Annotated in this window: 15 protein-coding genes and 1 pseudogene; 4 read left to right on the forward strand and 12 right to left on the reverse strand. The window is 40.2% G+C overall.

Annotation, left to right across the window (positions count from 1 at the left end):
- Together gcvH and WH214_RS13640 are read left to right on the forward strand one after the other, a co-directional pair.
- A partial coding sequence (gene gcvH / locus WH214_RS13635) for a glycine cleavage system protein GcvH (protein WP_339993586.1) occupies positions 1 to 314 on the forward strand: 314 nt, incomplete at its 5' end.
- A gap of 260 nt (positions 315 to 574) precedes the next feature.
- Positions 575 to 1,753 carry an MFS transporter gene (locus WH214_RS13640; RefSeq protein ID WP_339422805.1) on the forward strand — a complete coding sequence of 393 codons (1,179 nt, stop codon included), beginning with the start codon at positions 575 to 577 and terminating at the stop codon, positions 1,751 to 1,753.
- 46 nt (positions 1,754 to 1,799) lie between these two features.
- Here WH214_RS13640 and WH214_RS13645 read toward each other — a convergent pair whose 3' ends face one another.
- The 6 genes from WH214_RS13645 to WH214_RS13670 all read right to left on the reverse strand — a co-directional run bounded on the left by WH214_RS13645 (position 1,800) and on the right by WH214_RS13670 (position 10,904).
- On the reverse strand, positions 1,800 to 2,993 hold the full coding sequence (locus WH214_RS13645) for a PilT/PilU family type 4a pilus ATPase (RefSeq protein WP_339422806.1): 1,194 nt from the start codon (positions 2,991 to 2,993) through the stop codon (positions 1,800 to 1,802).
- Between the two features lie 238 nt (positions 2,994 to 3,231).
- The gene (locus tag WH214_RS13650; protein WP_339422807.1) at positions 3,232 to 4,293 is read right to left on the reverse strand and encodes a 3-deoxy-7-phosphoheptulonate synthase; all 1,062 of its coding nucleotides are present in this window, start codon (positions 4,291 to 4,293) and stop codon (positions 3,232 to 3,234) included.
- Positions 4,294 to 4,774: 481 nt separating this feature from the next.
- Entirely contained in the window at positions 4,775 to 6,874 is a 2,100-nt protein-coding gene (locus tag WH214_RS13655) for an EAL domain-containing protein (protein WP_339993589.1), read from the reverse strand.
- 477 nt (positions 6,875 to 7,351) lie between these two features.
- Positions 7,352 to 8,521, reverse strand: coding sequence for a fatty acid desaturase family protein (locus WH214_RS13660; protein WP_339422809.1), 1,170 nt, complete (start codon positions 8,519 to 8,521; stop codon positions 7,352 to 7,354).
- 12 nt (positions 8,522 to 8,533) lie between these two features.
- Positions 8,534 to 9,562: a flavin reductase family protein gene (locus tag WH214_RS13665; RefSeq protein WP_339422810.1), complete on the reverse strand. Its 1,029-nt coding sequence runs from the start codon at positions 9,560 to 9,562 to the stop codon at positions 8,534 to 8,536.
- A gap of 226 nt (positions 9,563 to 9,788) precedes the next feature.
- On the reverse strand, positions 9,789 to 10,904 hold the full coding sequence (locus WH214_RS13670; protein ID WP_339422811.1) for an S-(hydroxymethyl)glutathione dehydrogenase/class III alcohol dehydrogenase: 1,116 nt from the start codon (positions 10,902 to 10,904) through the stop codon (positions 9,789 to 9,791).
- 118 nt (positions 10,905 to 11,022) lie between these two features.
- Between WH214_RS13670 and WH214_RS13675 the strand changes: the two genes are divergently transcribed.
- Both WH214_RS13675 and WH214_RS13680 read left to right on the forward strand, forming a co-directional pair.
- Positions 11,023 to 12,576, forward strand: a complete 1,554-nt coding sequence (locus tag WH214_RS13675; protein ID WP_339422812.1) for a phospholipase D family protein — start codon at positions 11,023 to 11,025, stop codon at positions 12,574 to 12,576.
- 257 nt (positions 12,577 to 12,833) lie between these two features.
- The gene (locus tag WH214_RS13680; protein WP_339422813.1) at positions 12,834 to 13,271 is read left to right on the forward strand and encodes a hypothetical protein; all 438 of its coding nucleotides are present in this window, start codon (positions 12,834 to 12,836) and stop codon (positions 13,269 to 13,271) included.
- A 62-nt stretch (positions 13,272 to 13,333) separates the two neighbouring features.
- Here the strand turns inward: WH214_RS13680 and WH214_RS13685 are convergent, their stop codons facing one another.
- From WH214_RS13685 to WH214_RS13710, 6 genes and pseudogenes are all read right to left on the reverse strand, one after another.
- Entirely contained in the window at positions 13,334 to 13,927 is a 594-nt protein-coding gene (locus tag WH214_RS13685; RefSeq protein WP_339422814.1) for a uracil-DNA glycosylase family protein, read from the reverse strand.
- 30 nt (positions 13,928 to 13,957) lie between these two features.
- Complete coding sequence (locus tag WH214_RS13690) at positions 13,958 to 14,668, reverse strand: SGNH/GDSL hydrolase family protein (RefSeq protein ID WP_339422815.1); 711 nt, start codon at positions 14,666 to 14,668, stop codon at positions 13,958 to 13,960.
- 133 nt (positions 14,669 to 14,801) lie between these two features.
- On the reverse strand, positions 14,802 to 15,125 hold the full coding sequence (locus WH214_RS13695; protein ID WP_004693265.1) for a pyrimidine/purine nucleoside phosphorylase: 324 nt from the start codon (positions 15,123 to 15,125) through the stop codon (positions 14,802 to 14,804).
- A gap of 150 nt (positions 15,126 to 15,275) precedes the next feature.
- A complete protein-coding gene (locus WH214_RS13700; RefSeq protein WP_339422816.1) occupies positions 15,276 to 16,019 on the reverse strand; it encodes an SDR family oxidoreductase in 744 nt (247 codons plus the stop codon).
- A 15-nt stretch (positions 16,020 to 16,034) separates the two neighbouring features.
- A pseudogene (locus WH214_RS13705) lies at positions 16,035 to 16,733 on the reverse strand (histidine phosphatase family protein).
- Positions 16,730 to 17,851 (reverse strand): phosphotransferase family protein, encoded by a 1,122-nt coding sequence (locus WH214_RS13710; protein ID WP_339422817.1) that lies wholly within the window; start codon positions 17,849 to 17,851, stop codon positions 16,730 to 16,732. Before WH214_RS13710 ends, WH214_RS13705 begins: the two are co-directional and overlap by 4 nt.
- Between the last annotated feature and the right edge of the window lie 60 nt (positions 17,852 to 17,911).

The following is a 17,911-nucleotide window of genomic DNA, read 5'->3' on the forward strand; positions in this document are numbered from 1 at the left end:
ATATTGTTGTAACTGGTATTTCAGACCATGCACAGGATGCCTTAGGCGATTTAGTCTATGTTGAAACACCAGAAGTTGGTCAGCAAATCACTGCAGGCGAACAAGCGGGTGTGGTTGAATCTGTAAAAACGGCTTCTGATATTCATGCACCGGTTTCTGGCACCGTGGTAGAAATCAATGCCAATTTGGAAGATGATCCTGACTTCGTCAATGATGACCCCTACGGCAAAGGTTGGATTTATAAAATCAAACCAGACAATATCGCAGATGTAGAACAACTCCTTTCAAGCACAGCCTATGAAGCAGGTCTATAAGCCTAGTATTCATATTTGCGGCTCAAAAAATCAGTCTGCGGACTGATTTTTTTACAACAATTCTCTTATTTTGATAAATTAACTAGATATTTATGTATTCATCTCGATTAAATATCTGTATTTATCACTATAATTATACTTTTCACGTGCATTATCTTATAATTTGATTGTTTCAATTTCACAGCCGTAACCTAGCTTCTGCATAAAATAATAACAACAGTTTACGTTCTGTGGCCTCATCTTCGAGCCAAGGGTTCTGCATGTCTGCTCTCAATACATCATCACTATGGAATAAGTCTTTTATTCTTTGCTTAGCGAACAATCTGTTTTTGTTCATTTTTTACTTTGCACAGACCTCAATCCTTCCAATCTATATTTTGAATGATTTGGGTGGAAGTCTTGCACAAGCAGGCTTAGCTATGACTTTGTTCATGGCATCGTCTATCGCAGTTCGTCCTTTTAGCGGACTCATTATTGAAAAATTTGGCAGTAAGAAAACGCTTTTTATCGCGGAAGCCCTATTTTGTTTGTTTTCCTTGGCTTATTTGTTTGCTGATAATTTACACCTATTGTTACTGATTCGTTTTCTACATGGCATTTGGTTCAGTATAGTCACAACAGTTGCCGTACCTATCGTCAATGAGTTTATTCCAGAAAAACGTAAAGGCGAAGGCATGGGCTATTTTATCATGTCCATAAATCTAGGGATTGTACTTGGGCCATTCCTCGGCTTAACCCTGATCCAATCTGCATCCTATCCAATGATCGCAGGGATTTTAGCGTTTAGTGTCTGTCTCGGTTTCTTGTTTTGCTTCTTTATCCCAATTCAGCAGACCACTCAAAAATTGACACCACCCGTGAAGCGCAAGCTCAGTATCCATGACTTTGTTGAAACTAAAGCCTTAAATATTTCAATTATGGGCATGATCGTTTCTTTTTCCTATGCCAGTATCATGTCGTTCATTTCAACTTATGCAGAGTCTAAACATCTGCTGAACTATGCAAGCCTGTTTTTTATCGTCTTTGCAATTTCTATGATGAGTCTACGCCCGATTACAGGAAAAATTTATGACCATCACGGAGCGAGCTATGTGATTTACCCAGCGATTATATTATTTAGCTTGGGGCTTGTGATTCTCAGTCAGATTCAATCTCTGACGGGTTTATTGGTTGCGGCAGTATGCGTTGGCATGGGCTTTGGTTCTGCACAGCCTTGTCTACAAACTTTAGCTATTCAAGGTACGGAAAAGCATCGGATTGGCCATGCGACCTCTACATTCTTTACCATGTATGACTTAGGCATTGCATTTGGCTCTGTATCGTTGGGCATACTCATTTCTAAGCAAGGTTATAGCTTTACCTATTTATTCTGTGCTCTGACAACTATTTTAAGTTTAACTTTCTATGCCTTTATTACGAATAGAAAGAAAACCGCTTAAAACATCAATCCGTATGCCCATAGTAATGAACATACGGACTCAAAAATTAAGCGTCGTCTTTCTCTTCTTCAGCTTCTTTGGCCTTTTCGGCAACCGCTTGATCAAAAGACAAAGCACTACTTGAGTTTAACTGTGGATTAGCACGACTACTCTTTAATTTAATCTGTAGACGTAATTCATTGACCGAGTCTGCATTTCGCAGCGCTTCTTCATAAGCAATTGCACCTTGATTGTATAAATCAAACAAAGCCTGATCAAAGGTCTGCATACCTAGCTCTCGTGACTTCGACATCACTTCTTTGAGTTCATGAAAATTCCCTTTAAGTATCAAGTCTGACATCAACGGGGTATTGAGCATGATTTCCACTGCTGCTCGGCGACCACGACCATCTTCAGTTCGCACCAGACGCTGTGAAATAATCGCCTTCATATTGGAAGATAAGTCCATCAAAAGTTGATTGCGACGTTCGTCTGGGAAAAAGTTAATAATTCGATCTAAAGCCTGATTTGCATTATTAGCATGTAATGTGCCTAGGCATAAGTGGCCTGTTTCTGCAAAAGCTATGGCATGCTCCATAGTCTCTGTGTCACGAATCTCACCAATTAAAATGACATCGGGCGCTTGGCGCAAAGTATTTTTCAAAGCATTGTGCCAAGAATGACAGTCTACACCCACTTCCCGATGAGTAATCATCGATTTCTTATGTTTATGTACATACTCCACAGGGTCTTCAACCGTAATAATGTGCCCTGCCGAGTTTTCATTTCGATGATCAATCATGGCTGCCAAAGACGTCGATTTACCCGACCCTGTACCACCGACAACAAGTACCAAACCACGTTTTTCCATAATCACGTCTTTTAAAGACGTTGGAAGTTGTAACTTAGTGAAGTTGGGAATTTCCGCGGTAATCGTACGAATCACCATCCCCACATGCTGTTGCTGCTGAAAAACATTGACACGAAAACGCGAAACATTGGGAACGCTAATTGCAAAATTACACTCAAGCTCAGTTTCGAACTCCAATCGTTGCTTTTCGTTCATTAAACTATAAGCAAAGAGTTTGGTCTGATCAGATGGCAAATTTTGTTGACCCAATGGCTTCATAAGGCCCTGATGCTTAATACTTGGCGGAAAGTCTGCAGATATAAATAAGTCTGAGCCACCATACTCAACCACTTTGCTGAGCATGTGAAACATCATCCGACGGGCTTCTTCTAAAAGTTCTGCAGAATACATAGTGTTCTCTAAAAATTAGTGCAAATAGCTGACTTAAAAAGCATTTCTTTTATTCAAAATACAATTTTTTATCGTGTTATTTCAGGCTTCTGATTTTGCATAAGTTTTTGCTCTAGCTCAACCTAATTTATCGTTTGATAAATAACTTTTAGCTTATTTTTCAATTTATTATCTTCATTTATTGAACTGGATCACAAAAAAAAGACCTTTCATTGAAAGGTCTTTTTGGCTGCGTTGATTAAGCACTACGTTGAACGGCATGGCTGCGTAATGTGTCGGCAACCTCTAAAAGGACTTGCTCAGTTTTTTCCCAGCCTAAACAGCCATCCGTAACAGACTGACCATAGACCATGTCATCTGAAATTTTCTGGTTACCATCAACCAAGTGACTCTCAAGCATGACACCACACACATTGCTTTGCGTGCGTTCCGCAACAATTCGACGCAGTACATCAGGTTGATTAAGTGGATTTTTACTACTGTTCCCATGACTACAGTCAATCACCAACGCGGGTAATTCACCTTTGACTTTATCTTGCATATGACGAATATCTGCTAAAGCATAGTTAGGCCCTGAGTTTGCACCACGTAAAATCAAGTGTGTCTTCGGATTTCCTTGGGACTGAAGCATACATGCCATGCCTTGCTGCCCAATTCCCATGAGCTGGTGCGGGTTTGATGCAGACTGAATCGCATCCAGTGCAATTTGAATTGAACCATCTGTACCATTTTTGAAACCAATGCTGAACGGCATATGACTCGAAATTTCACGGTGAATCTGCGACTCGCTGGTACGCGCACCAATGGCTCCCCACGCCAACAGATCATCGAAATAAGCAGTCGCCATTGGGCTTAAAATTTCTGTAGCAATCGGCAGACCCATTTCAATAATCGCTAAATACAATGCTCGAGACTGCTCTAGTCCCAACTGCATATTGGAAGATCCATCGAGTAGAGGATCGTATAAAAAACCTTTCCAACCCACTGTAGTCCGAGGTTTTTCAATATAAGCACGCATTACGAAGAAAATCTGATCTGAAACTTTGGTTTGTAATTGTTTTAACTTTTCAGCGTATTCTAAAACCGCAATAGGGTCATGAATGGAACACGGGCCAGTAATGACCATTAAACGATGGTCTTTGCCTTCTAATATATTTTGAATGGTTTGACGCTGTTCAGCAATTTGTAGTTTTAATGGCGCTGAAAGTGGCAACTGCGCTTTAAGTTGCTGCGGCAAACTTAAAAGTGTTTCTTGAACTGTTGTTTGTGTACTTTGTAGTGCAGTATTTAGAGCATTCATTGGTTTGTATCCTTTGGACTGTGTTCTTCAGTCCGATCTTTTATTTGAGCGTTATGGGTCTAATGGATTGCTGGGCTAAAGTCATAAATTGACTAAAGTAAAACCAATAAAAGTTGCTAAAGTATGAATAGTTAGTTGTTTTCATGAAATACTCCAAAATTTATTAAAACAGCAGATATAAAAAAACCTGACCAGGGTTGCCGATCAGGTATTAACTAGGTGGGCAACCTTTTGATGCCCGAACGCATTCAGGCAATTATCTAAATTGCCAAAAGTAATAATTTGCGTTAGAGGTTACAGGTTGCTTTAACATTTTTATATCTTCAAAAATATGTTATCTGAATTTTAAAATACGCTGATTTTTTTGCTTTTACAACACTTTTTTATACAAAAAATTCTGTTCTATCCTGTTTAAGTTGCTGTCTTAGCCTTTAGCTCAATTGCCTCATCATATTTGAGTTCATGAGAACTGAAGCCAAGCCTAGTGCAGTTTTAGCAACTGCATTTCTGCCTGCTGAGCACAAACAGGCGGGCTAAATAAATAACCTTGCCCAATATGGCAGCCCATATCTCTTAAAAGCTGCAATTGCGTTTCAGTTTCAATCCCTTCAGCAACGATATCCATCGATAAAATCGGGCCAAGTTTGGCTAACCCTTCGACGATGGCATAAATCGATTTATCATCACTTAAACGTTGCACAAAAGAGCAGTCAACTTTAATAATATCAACAGGATAGTCACGTAAATGAGTAAGAGAAGAATGTCCAGTACCAAAATCATCCAGTGCTATTCGCACACCATTTGCTTTGAGTTTTTTTAAGGCGCGAACCACGTATTCATAGCCACGTTCAGCCAAATGATATTCAGTAACCTCGATTTCAACAAATTTCGAGGGGATGCGGTAGGCTTTGAGACGTTTTAAAAAGATCTCTGCAAAATTATCACGCATAAACTCAACAGGTGCTGCATTAATTGAAATGGGTACAATCTGTAAGCCTTTTGCCCGCCATTCAGTAATCTGCTTGAAGACCTGATGCTGCATAATCTCACCAATACGGCTGGATAACTCATAATCATTAAAGGCTGCTGCAATTCGTGCAGGGCTTTGAATGTTATTTTGATCATCACGCCAGCGTAATAGCGCTTCATAACCAATAATTCGTTCTGAATCTAAACAGACTTTCGGTTGAAAGAAAGCCTCGATTGCAACATTACGAATAATTTGATGCGCACAATTAAGTTGTTCAGATTGCTCCCGTACCGCATTAAACATATCCTGATCAAACATGCGCATACCACCACGCCCTTGTGCTTTAACATCATTGAGTGCTGTGTCAGCACACTTGAGTAACTCACTGAGGTCATTGGCGTCATCTGGATAGAGGCCACATCCAATGCTCATGCCGCCATTGATGTAGTTACCCGAAAACGTAATGGGGATTTCTAGTTGTTGCAAAATCTGTTGGGCAATTTGATTGAGCTCGCCTATATCCTGCACATGCGGAATAATCACACCAAACTCATCCCCACCAAGACGCGCCAAGAAAGCACGTCCTTCTAAAATTTGTTTTAAGCGTTTCGATAAAATTCTTAAAAGGTGGTCACCTGCGGCATAACCGAGTGTGTCATTGATGGTTTTAAAGTGATCTAAATCCATCAACATGACGGCTAACTTTTGTTTTTTATCACGTGCACTACTATACAGTTTTCTGATTTTTTCTTTAAACGCACGTCGGTTATTTAAACCGGTTAACTCATCACGTTCACTGCCTTGTTTTAATTTTTTTTCTGTCAGATATTGTAGCGTGATATCACGTGAAACACATAAAATACTCTGGGTCTCTCCGTCAACATCAAGTACAGGTGTCAGAACATTATCCCAATAATAAACTTTACCGTCCGATAAACTCATGCCGTTAAAACGGGAAATTTGGCCTTGGCCTGCGTCATGCAATGCTTTTTTGGCTTTTTTACGCACCGCAGGAGGCAAAAGTTCGACCCAAGACATACCAAAGTCCTTAGCATCTGCACTTCCCAATAACATGACACATGCCGACTTATTCATATGGGTGACCATACCATCTGGCTCAACCACAATAATGCAGTCTACGCTGGCATTTAACATATCCGAATGGGCACGTAACAGCGCCAAAGACTCGATATAAATTTTCATGCCCTGATGAATATCAGTGCAACTCAGTTGAAATCCAGCCGTAGAGCGATCCATTTCACCTTGGACTAAGAACCAATGATACTGGCCCTGATGATTACGAATCCGACAGGTTTTTTCAAATGTGAGCTCGGCAATTATCGGTTGATGCAAAAATTCATCTAATGCTGGCACATCTTCTGGATGAATATATTCGACCAAATTGAAGCTATCTGCGGATAAATCCATTCCTCCCACATACTGGCGTAAGGGTAAATTTATATATTTGCAGACGTCATTATGAATCCAAAAAAGCTGAGGAATAATATCAATCAGATGGTGGTCTTTTTTTGAAGTAGAACTCTTTCCTGCCTGTTGATCATAAGCAATATTTTTAGATTTATTCTTAGGCTGTGAATGGGTTCGAGACATAATAATTATCTGCAACTTAAACTTGCTGGTTTAGTCCATAACCAGACATATTGTTTAAAAAAGAAATCAAGCAAAGTCATGAAAAACAATGAAAAAACAAAAAGTAAATATAAGTATAATGACGCTGCGTGATTACCATCACAATATGCATCATATACAACTTATATAAGCGTATACCAATGAAAAATTGCAACTATTACACAAATTAGACAAATAACTGAGAGCCGTTTTCAATAGCAAATGAGCATGCATTTGAGCGACATAGCAAAGCTAAACAACTTTCACTGAAAAACCAATATTAACAATAATTTATTTTAAGTAAATACCGACTATTCACATAATGATTAAATTTAATCCGACTTACACAAAGACATCATATAGAGGGGTTTTACGCCCTACTTTTGTGCAAAAAAAAAGCAGAAACCTAATGGGTCAATATTATCCAATAAAGTTTCTGCTCTGGTACATACTTGTGAGCTATGATTTAAAGATTTTTTTCTTCAATAAACTCAAATTATGTTTCAGAAAAGACTGTGTAGGGTCACTTTTTTCATAACATTCATTTGGCAGCGAGTATTTAGCCAATTTCACCCAAACAGATGAAAACTGTTTGATAAAGCTCGCTTCATTGTAATGAATTCCATACTCTGCACACAGTGCTTTAATTTTGGGCGCGACTTGTGCGTAGCGATTGGCTGGCATGTCCGGGAAAAGATGATGTTCGATTTGATGACTCAAGTTCCCGCTTAAGATATGCAAGCCCTGTGTCCCACTAAAATTACTTGAGCCTCGAATTTGACGCAGATACCATTCGGCCCGTGTTTCATTGTCGATATTGTCCATTTCAAAGTTTTCAGCGTCTTCGGTAAAGTGACCATTAAAAATCACCGCGGATGCCCATAAACTACGAATAACATTGGCTACCGCATTTCCTGCAAAAACTGGCAGTGCATTTGGCCCGGCAATGATTGGGAAAAAGACATAGTCCTTAATCACTTGGCGTTTCATTTTCTGCCTAAAATCATATGACTCTGCCCAAACTTCGTGCCAAGTTTTTGTTTTATAGGCGACCACATCCTCTATATGCAGATTTTGTATACCAACATACCACTCAAAAAACACCATCAATTGTGCAGCTAAAGGTAGATTCAACAAAAAGCGAGGTTCCCAGACCTGTGCATCGCTCACACGGACTAAGCCATAGCCGACATCATGGTCCATACCAACAATATTGGTGTAGGTATGATGGATATAATTATGCGTATGTTTCCAGTCGGGGCCTGTGGCCATAGTATCCCAGTCATAATTTGCCCCATTGAGACTCGGGTCATTTAACCAGTCAAACTGACCATGCATGACATTATGCCCAAGCTCCATATTTTCTACGATTTTAGATACCCCCAATAAACCTGTGCCCAAAATCCATACTGGAGGCAGCCATCCTGCAAACATAAGCATCGTTCGTGCGCTTATTTCGCTATAGCGCACAAAATTTCGAATTTTATAAATATACTCAGCATCTTTTTCATTGAGACTTTCCATCACTTCACGACGGATCGCTTCAACTTTCGCACCAAACTCTTCGACTTGCGCAGGGCTTAAATATTTGGATTTACTGCTTTCACTAAAATAAACGGGAAGATTCATATCTATGCCTTCTTAAAGGTTGATCACAACAGGACTAACCGCCTGTGAAATGCATAATTTAATTTGTGTGTTATTGTTTTGATCAAGCTCGCCTGTGAGCAGATTCCGCACCACACCCTGAACTTTGGTACATGAACAAGTATTACAAATGCCCATACGACAACCATGTGCGGGACGTAAACCCGCCTGTTCTGCACTGTCTAATAAATTGCTTTTGGCCTGAAACTGTTGCTGCGAACGTTGAAACGTGACCACTTGAGCACTTTGGGTGTGATCGACAACAATTTGAAAGTATTCGGTATGCAGATGGTCCACTAAGTCTAAAGCTTGATAAATTTCTGTCAGGCTTTGCATCATATTGGCAGCACCGCAGGCATAGCATTCACGTTGTTCAAAACCTTCAACCTTTTGGCTAAGCAACTCTAGGCTCAAATGTTGTTTATGATTCAGTGTATTAATATGGTGGTATTTAAACTGCGGATAATGTTCCGTCAGAAGTTGTAGTTCTGCATGAAAGCTATCATCCCGCGTAAAGTAAATGAGATCAATATTGGAAACTGTTTGTGGGCGTTTTAATGCAGCCTTAATCAATGCGTAAATTGCAGTAACACCACTTCCCGAGGCAATCATCAGTGCAGAGTGAGGCCGAGTTTTCAAAACAAATTCGCCCTGCGTTTGGGAAATTTCAACTACACTTTTTACAGGCTGTTGAGTGAGCGCATTTGAGACTTTGCCCTGTTGTTTGACAGCAACCACAAGATTGCCATTTTCTATAATCTCGACAATCGAATAGCTGCGCTGCCAACGTACACCAGCAATGAGTACTGTCACTAAGATACTTTGCCCAGCTTGATAGTCGGTTGCTTTAAAATGATGATTTGGCTGTAACTGCATGTACACGAAGTCATCTGACAAGTGATGTTTTGCAACAATCCGCGCTTTGGCTTTTTTCCATGCCCATAGCGGATTGACTTTTTCAGCCAGAAAATCGATGAAATCTTCACGTACCCATTCAGGACGGTATTCAACATTCTTTCCCATAGTCACCCTCTGCTTTAGTTTATTTTTATACAAGTGTGCATTATTGAGACATCAAGATAAGGTGAGAACCTATTTTCGACTATGTCATAAAAGGACAAAATCTAACGAATTGACATTTTTTATCATTTTTGTCTAACAACATGAACAGTTTTGCCAATTCCCTTTTCTTCTAATCAAAAACAAAAAACCAAGCCGAAGCTTGGTTTTTTAAACATATTACAGCGAATTAGTCTTCAAAATGAATCACAGTACGGATTGATTTTCCATCATGCATTAAGTCAAAGGCTTCATTGATTTTGCCGAGACCCATGGTATGCGTAACAAATGGAGCTAAACGAATGTCGCCAGTCATTGCTTCTTCAACCATACCAGGCAGTTGCGAACGACCTTTTACACCACCAAAAGCTGTCCCTTTCCAGGTACGGCCAGTGACCAGTTGGAATGGACGCGTTGAAATCTCTTGGCCTGCACCTGCCACACCAATAATCACCGACTGGCCCCAACCACGGTGTGCACATTCAAGTGCTGAGCGCATGACATTAGTATTACCAATACATTCAAATGAGTGATCAACTCCCCAACCAGTCATTTCAACAATGACTTCTTGTACAGGACGGTCATGATCCTTTGGGTTTACAAAATCAGTTGCTCCGAATTCTGCTGCTAATTTATATTTGTCAGGGTTCGTATCAACCGCAATAATACGGCTGGCTTTGGCTTTTTTTGCACCTTGTACAACTGCTAGACCAATACCACCTAAACCAAAGACTGCAACGGTATCACCCTCTTGTACTTTGGCTGTATTTTTGACTGCACCTAAACCAGTGGTCACGCCGCAACCCAATAGGCAGACGTGTTCAGGGTTAGCATCTGGATTGATTTTAGCCAAAGACACTTCTGCGACAACGGTATATTCAGAAAAGGTTGAACAGCCCATGTAGTGATAAATCGGTTGTCCATTATAAGAAAAACGCGTTGTACCATCGGGCATCAGACCTTTGCCCTGCGTCGCACGGACTGCAACACATAGATTGGTCTTGCCTGACTGACAGAATAAACACTCGCCACACTCAGCCGTATACAGTGGAATAACATGATCACCCGGCTGAACGCTGGTTACACCTTCACCGACCTGAACTACGATACCCGCACCTTCATGGCCTAAAACTGCTGGGAAAACACCTTCAGGATCATCACCAGATAAAGTAAATGCGTCTGTATGGCATACACCTGTATGGGTAATCTTGACTAAAACTTCACCTTTTTGCGGTGGAGCAACATCAATTTCTACAATTTCCAGAGGTTGTCCAGGTCCAAAGGCAACAGCTGCACGTGATTTCATTTTCGCTATCCTTAACAGGTCTTTAACAGATGCGCTACAGTAACCGCTTTTTATTCTCTGTTTCAACCTATAACATGTGAAATATATAACTTATAAAAATTAGGTCTTTAAAAGAAATATGGCGATACCAACTCATTGTCGACCGCTAATTTTACTGAGCACCGTATTGACACTCGCGGGATGCCAACTCGCCCCCAATCAGGCTAAGCCTTCAGCCCCTGTAGAAGTATATGCAGAGCATTGGCTTGATGGTCAAGATGTATCTGCACAGCAAAAACAGGGTCTTACGGCTTATTTGACGCTAGACGAAGCGTTTATGAGCATTGCCTCACGTCTGCACTTGATCCGAGAAGCCAAGAACAGTCTAGATGTCCAATACTATATTTGGGGAGATGACTTTATAGGCCATATGATGTTGCACGAACTGCTGAATGCTGCGGATCGTGGGGTGAAAGTACGTTTATTGATTGATGACCAAAACGGCACGGCACTTGATGAAACTTTCAAAAAGCTGACCGCTCATCCCAATTTTGAAATCAAATTATTTAACCCTTACAAATACCGTCATTTACGTGTGATTGATTACGCTTTTCGCTTCAATCACATTAACCATCGTATGCATAACAAACTGATCATTGCTGATGGTGCAATTGCGGTAACTGGTGGTCGTAACATCAGCAGTGAATACTTTGATGCCAGTGAAAAATTCCAATTTACCGATTTGGACATTTTGTTTTATGGGAAAGCTGTAGAACATGCTAACAGTGTATTTCTAAATTTCTGGAATGATGATCTCAGTTACACAATTCCCCAATTAGTGGGTCGTGGTACAAAAGAAGAACTGGCTCAATTAAAACAGCACTATGAAGCGGATGCCTTAGATAAAAATGTGATTGAACAGAAAATTGATTTGGCTCGGATACAAGTCGATTCAGAGCTAACTAAACATCCTGTTAACTGGGCAAAGGCTCATTTCATTGCCGATTCTCCCAATAAAATTCGTGGTGAAGCAAAGCCTAATGAAATCATTGTCAAACAAATGTTCGATTTGATGGGTAAGCCTGAAAAGCATATGGAGTTGGTCTCCGCATATTTTGTTCCAACCACAGCAGGTGCCGACTATCTCTCCAATTTGGCAAAAAATGGAACTCGAGTTCGGGTCTTAACCAATTCGTTATTGGCTAATGATGTTGCCATTGTGCATGCATTTTATAAAAAATATCGCCGTGGCTTACTCAAAAATGGCGTCAAATTATATGAATTTAAACCCTATATCGAACGAGAAAAATACACATGGTATGAAGTAGCAACTGGGCATGTAATTCCAGCTAAAGGTCGAAGTTCCTCACGGCTCCATGCCAAATTTTTTGATATAGACGGAAAAGTCTTTGTCGGTTCGTTTAACTTTGACCCACGCTCAGCCCATTTAAATACAGAAGTCGGCTTAGTGGTGGAGTCAGATCAATTGCAAAATGCAATCTCACACAAGTTAGATGAATTTCTCCCGCATATTGCATATGAGTTAAAGCTTAATCCTCAAGGCGATATCATTTGGCTTGAACATCAAAAAGATGGAACTGTCATTGAACATCAAAAAGAACCCGAAACTACAAAATTTCAGCGTTTTATGATGAAAGCCGTGTCATACCTACCCATTGAATGGATGATGTAATTACAGGTGAATGATGTTATCCATATTCCCTAATGTACGATAGCTTTCTGTTTAGGCTGAGTGCTTTGTTTTTAGGCTCAGCTTAAAAATACTTTATCTATTGCTCTTCTTAATAAACACCATTGAATATAAGACTCGAACAGAATAATTGGATCTCATACCTAAATTCATGCAAGGTCTTGAAAGGTTTTACTCTGTACACCCTTTGATTTAATATGCAGCCATTCTTTTTTATCTCTCCTTTATAAAGTTTAGTAATGCAATTTTTTGATTTAAGTCGTCAGTTTAATCTCAGTAATATTTTACCCCCTTACAAAACACTAGAAGATCTTGCTCGACAAGAATGGTTTCTAAGTAAAGTGCGTGTTGAGTATGACTGCTTGAGTGACAATGACATGGTTGAAGGGCAAGTCGTTTTAAAATCCAATCAAAATATCCAAATTGAACTGGAGTGGCTAATACAAGATACAGGCCATGAACTTTTGGTTCAGTTTAAAGGGATCGAAACAGCTGCAAGCGAAGAGACTTTTGTTTTGGTGAAAGGTGCACAATTGATCGATGAATCGCAACAGCCACTTTCGGCAGGTGCACTCAGCCTATGGATTGATGGAACATTATTTCCTATGCTGCCACAACTACGTAAACAGATTAAAGCGCGGCTTAATCTCTGGGACTATGTTGAGTACGAAGACTAAAGCAGACCAACTATCTACGAATGGTTGGAACATTCAGTCATGTGGATAATCCAAATAGTTACCTAAAGTAAGCCTATTTCAAAAAATAAGTTGTGATAAGCCTCGGCCTTTTCCTCTAAAGCCAAAGGATAGGCACGAGAAGAAGATGGCATCCGATAAAGCCTCAGGTCTCGCCCAGCAAAATGTGTCTCGGACTTCATGCCAATTTGTGGTTTTAACGTACCCGTAGGCATAGACAACATGAGCGTATCAGTAGCTTTATCGCCAGTGGTCATCACACTATGACATTCGGGCATTTTTTCAAGTAAATGTTGTATATTGGTTGGGGTAATAATGTGCAAAAACTTATCTGAAGCATTGCCTTTTTGGCGAATCACTTCATAGGCCGTATCAAAAATCGCAATGCCCCGTTCATTTAAAAATGTACGGATCTGTTGTTCTTTAAAGGTCTTCTGCTCGATATTGAGAAAATAATTTTTATCTTGAAAAAAACACAGGCCAAATATTTTCCACATATCATTTTGAAAATTTGGATAGTAAAAGTCCATTTTCCAGCGGGTCTTGGGCGGCGGAAAGCTGCCCAGCATCAATAATTTGGCATTAGCTGGCAGGAACGGCTTAAGTGGATGTTTTTCAATTTCAACTGAATGTGTCATAAGCTATAGAAAATTTGTCTTTATTGTATTTTAAAAAGATTGGCGTATTTTTTCAGCCACTTGTTTACCCCAATACTGATAAATTTCTTTGCTGGGGTGGAAACCGTCTTCAGCCATAGCTAAGTTTAAAGCCAAAAACTTCTTTAGATCGTACTCTATCCAGTCTATCTGATTTTGCTGTGCGACAAATTGGCCTAATTCTAAGTTCATCGCTTTGGCATATTGACCGAACAACCATGCAAGTGGGTTTGGAAGTGCAGGAAACTGATCCATCGGCGGTACACCAGATGCAATTGTTAGTTGTGGACTAAACTTATGTTTGAGTATTTGATAAAGCTGCTTCTGTTTTGCGATCCAAGCCTGTGGCGATGTGAATTTTGTAATGTCATTTACGCCCACAGAAGTAATGATGACATCAAAATGCTGTGTCTCAAGTGTTTGGATGGACTGAATGACCTGATCTGTGGTGAATCCCGTCGTTGCGTGTAAATAAAATTGAATACTAAATTCAGATGACAGTTCTTTTAAAATTGAACCCAATAATGCATCATCTTGAGCATTTACACCAACACCTGCCGCTGCTGAATCCCCCAAAATGAGCAAGGAAAGCGACTTACCCACGCCCTTTTGTCCAATGCGCTCTCCTTCGGGTTCAGCCAATCTTAGTGTATTTTTTTTGACGGCATAGCCCTGAAAAAGAATGACTGGAATCAAAGCCAACGTATAAATTTTTAATCGCATATTCAGTGACTGGGTCTAAGCTAGCTAAGAGATGAAAATAGTATACGTTGAATTGCACCGATACACAGACTTAAATATTCTTCAGAAATCAAGAATTAATGTTGTTGTAGCCATTTTAAGTCTTTGTCTCCGGCTATTTTTCTAAGTGACAAATATAATCTACGACTTCACTTGCCATCATACTAAAGCGACTGTTGGCAGGAACATCAAAACTTTCACCTGCATGATACAGTCTCATTTCAGTCTGTAGCCCAATTTTAACTTGGCATTGACCTGAAACAATTTCAATATGCTCCGCGACATGCGTTTCAAAAGTCAGTGGTTGATCTGTAGGCAAAATAACGCCAAGGGTCTTTTGTGAACCATCTTCACATTGAATAACATGGCTAATTGAGCGCCCACCAAAATGAACATTGGGCTTTTTTCTGACTGAAACAAAGTCGAATTGTGTGGACATCTTGATCACCTTTTTCTTCAATCCTACCTTGAGTTTATGACCAACTCATGAATGCACTCAAATGCTGATCTGGAAATAGCAAAGTGTGTTTAGAAGGCACTCACATAGTTAAAAATAAAAAGGCTGATTCACAGCCTTTTATTTCAATCATTAGCCCAGTTTATTGACCAATTTCAGCGGTAAAATTTTCATTGCTAAACCCAGTGGTAACCATGGCCATTTAGGAACATAGGCTTTTACAGGGGCTTTTTCAATTTCTGCGGCCAACAGTCGTGAACCTGTTTTTTCATCCACTTCAAAAGGCAGTGGTTTTGCGCCCTCATTGATTTCTGTACGAATATAGCCAGGGAAAATCGTAGTGACTTTGATTGGGGTATTAAGCAGTTCTGCACGAATACCTTCGGCCAAATGTGCAACACCCGCTTTACTTGCACCGTACGCTGTCAAATGTTTCGGCATACCGCGGATTGCACTCATAGACGAGATAACAACCAAATGCCCTGCATTTTGCTCACGGAAAATTTCAACTGCAGCTTCACACTGCGCTAGAGCTGAAATAAAGTTGGTTTCAACCGTGGCTTTATTAATCGCAAAACTGCCTTTACCAATTCGACGTCCATCTCCAATTCCAGCATTCACAATCACACGGTCTAAATGACCAAATTCTTGTTTAAATGCACGAAAAACTTCAAACACTTGATCGTAATTGGTCACATCTAAAACTTTAGGGATGACTGTTATCCCGTACTTGCTTTCAAGTTCCTGCTTTAAACTTTCAAGGCGATCTAAGCGTCGTGCGCAAATTGCCAAGTTATAGCCTTTTTGTGCAAATTCGCGCGCCATACCTGCACCAATGCCAGAACTTGCCCCTGTAATTAAAATTGTTTTAGCCATGTTTTAATCCTGTCCTTAGATCCATGTCAGTAAGTTTGAGTTTTCGGCTTTAATAAAATGATGTTCATTGAGACTTAAAAGCTGCGGTTCATTCCCCACCAGTCGTAATGTGGTCATACTGCTGTTGGCAATAGCCCAATTTAGCGCAAAGGTTTTATTTGGACTTAAACCCAACAGCTTACCTGCAACCACTTAAATTACACCGCCTGAAGTAAACACCACAGCATAACGGGGTTTGCTTTGAGCCAATTCATCACACAAATCTTGTAAAGCGACTTCAATCCGACTTTTAAACTCAGGCCATGATTCATCGTATTCATGGTGATAGTCGCCACCTGTCCAGCGTTCAATTGCCCCTTCAAATATCTTGGCCAAATAAGCACGTGGGTTCGACTCTTTAGCCACATCGGCTTTTAGTAAATGTGGCTCATTAAAACGCGGTTCGTAATGAGCAAAGACTTGTTGATGATTGAACTCATTCCATGCAGAATTTGTTAAAACATCTACTTCAGGAAAGCATTCTGCCAAAGAAATACATGCCGTTTGCTGATGTCGCTGCATGGAGCCTGACACCACCACAGGCGCTTCTTTTAAGATCTGATCAAAATATTGACCCAAAATTTTGGCTTGGAGTTCACCATTGGGAGAAAGTTGATCATAACTTTCTGCACCAAAAGATGCTTGCCCGTGGCGAATGAAATAAATAGTGGTCATTTGCCTAATATTTCCTTCATTTTAACAATGTATTTTTGAGCAACTTCATTGGCTTCAATTTTCTGTAAACCAATCAACTTAAGTGCGCGAATATGGAGAGCGTGAATTAAAATCCAAAAATCTTTGAAGGCAGGGTTATTGGTCTGTTTGTGGTGATAGCGATAATAAATTTGCTGGGCAATCACGGCTAAACGGAAAATGCCAAAGACTTCATAAAAGGTCCAATTCTCTACTTCTAAACCCGTTTTTTCTAAATAATAATCGACCACTTCTTTACGTGTGAACATGCCTTTAAGATTTGTCGGTTGGCGACGTGTCGCTTTAAAGAGTGCACTATCCGACTCTTCAACCCAATATGCCAAAGCCGAACCTAAGTCCATGAGTGGATCGCCAAGCGTTGCCATTTCCCAATCTAAAACGCCAATAATTTGCGTCGGATGATTCGGATCTAAAATGACATTATCAAACCGCCAATCGTTATGAATTACACAAGTTTTTGAGTCTGCTGGAATGTTATCCTTCAGCCACTTACGTACATATTTAAATGAAGGGACGTTGATGGTTTTGGCTTTTTCAAAACGAGCGTCCCAACCTTCCACTTGACGACGACAGTAACCATCACCTTTACCAAGGTTCTCAAGTTCTGTGCCTTGGTATGGGACTTGATGAAGTTCGATCAGTTTATCAATCACATTGATACACAACTCACGAACTTGGGCTTCTTTAAAATCTAGCTCTCTCGGTAAATTGGCACGTGGAATAATGCCTTCTACACGTTTCATCACGTAGAAGTCACAGCCAAGAACAGATTCGTCCTGACACAATGCAACCATTTCGGGAAGTACAGGATAAAAAGGGGTTAAATTCTTTTGCACATGATATTCACGTGCCATGTCATGTGCAGATTTAGCTTTGGTACCTTTGGGTGGGCGGCGTAGAATTAGATCGACATTGTCGTATTTCAATCTATACGTCCAGTTAGATGCACCGCCTGAGTATTGCGTGACTTCAACCTGCCCTTGTAGATCGACACCTTGTGCTTTGAGCCAGTTTTCTACGGCTACAGCATCCAGTTCTTCACCCGCCCGAACTGTTCCACCTACATCAATCGCTGACATTCTTTTTTCCCAAACTATCAATCTTTTCTTTATAACTAAGAAGATCATCTATTCTTATTT

The organism is Acinetobacter sp. MYb191 (genome assembly GCF_037572605.1).
Taxonomy (GTDB): domain Bacteria; phylum Pseudomonadota; class Gammaproteobacteria; order Pseudomonadales; family Moraxellaceae; genus Acinetobacter; species Acinetobacter johnsonii.

Bases quoted from the DNA above. Each gene is read 5' to 3' on its own strand.
- WH214_RS13640 (WP_339422805.1), top strand. From the start codon at position 575: ATGTCTGCTCTCAATACATCATCACTATGGAATAAGTCTTTTATTCTT.
- WH214_RS13645 (WP_339422806.1), bottom strand. From the start codon at position 2,993: ATGTATTCTGCAGAACTTTTAGAAGAAGCCCGTCGGATGATGTTTCAC.
- WH214_RS13650 (WP_339422807.1), bottom strand. From the start codon at position 4,293: ATGAATGCTCTAAATACTGCACTACAAAGTACACAAACAACAGTTCAA.
- WH214_RS13655 (WP_339993589.1), bottom strand. From the start codon at position 6,874: ATGTCTCGAACCCATTCACAGCCTAAGAATAAATCTAAAAATATTGCT.
- WH214_RS13660 (WP_339422809.1), bottom strand. From the start codon at position 8,521: ATGAATCTTCCCGTTTATTTTAGTGAAAGCAGTAAATCCAAATATTTA.
- WH214_RS13665 (WP_339422810.1), bottom strand. From the start codon at position 9,562: ATGGGAAAGAATGTTGAATACCGTCCTGAATGGGTACGTGAAGATTTC.
- WH214_RS13670 (WP_339422811.1), bottom strand. From the start codon at position 10,904: ATGAAATCACGTGCAGCTGTTGCCTTTGGACCTGGACAACCTCTGGAA.
- WH214_RS13675 (WP_339422812.1), top strand. From the start codon at position 11,023: ATGGCGATACCAACTCATTGTCGACCGCTAATTTTACTGAGCACCGTA.
- WH214_RS13680 (WP_339422813.1), top strand. From the start codon at position 12,834: ATGCAATTTTTTGATTTAAGTCGTCAGTTTAATCTCAGTAATATTTTA.
- WH214_RS13685 (WP_339422814.1), bottom strand. From the start codon at position 13,927: ATGACACATTCAGTTGAAATTGAAAAACATCCACTTAAGCCGTTCCTG.
- WH214_RS13690 (WP_339422815.1), bottom strand. From the start codon at position 14,668: ATGCGATTAAAAATTTATACGTTGGCTTTGATTCCAGTCATTCTTTTT.
- WH214_RS13695 (WP_004693265.1), bottom strand. From the start codon at position 15,125: ATGTCCACACAATTCGACTTTGTTTCAGTCAGAAAAAAGCCCAATGTT.
- WH214_RS13700 (WP_339422816.1), bottom strand. From the start codon at position 16,019: ATGGCTAAAACAATTTTAATTACAGGGGCAAGTTCTGGCATTGGTGCA.
- WH214_RS13710 (WP_339422817.1), bottom strand. From the start codon at position 17,851: ATGTCAGCGATTGATGTAGGTGGAACAGTTCGGGCGGGTGAAGAACTG.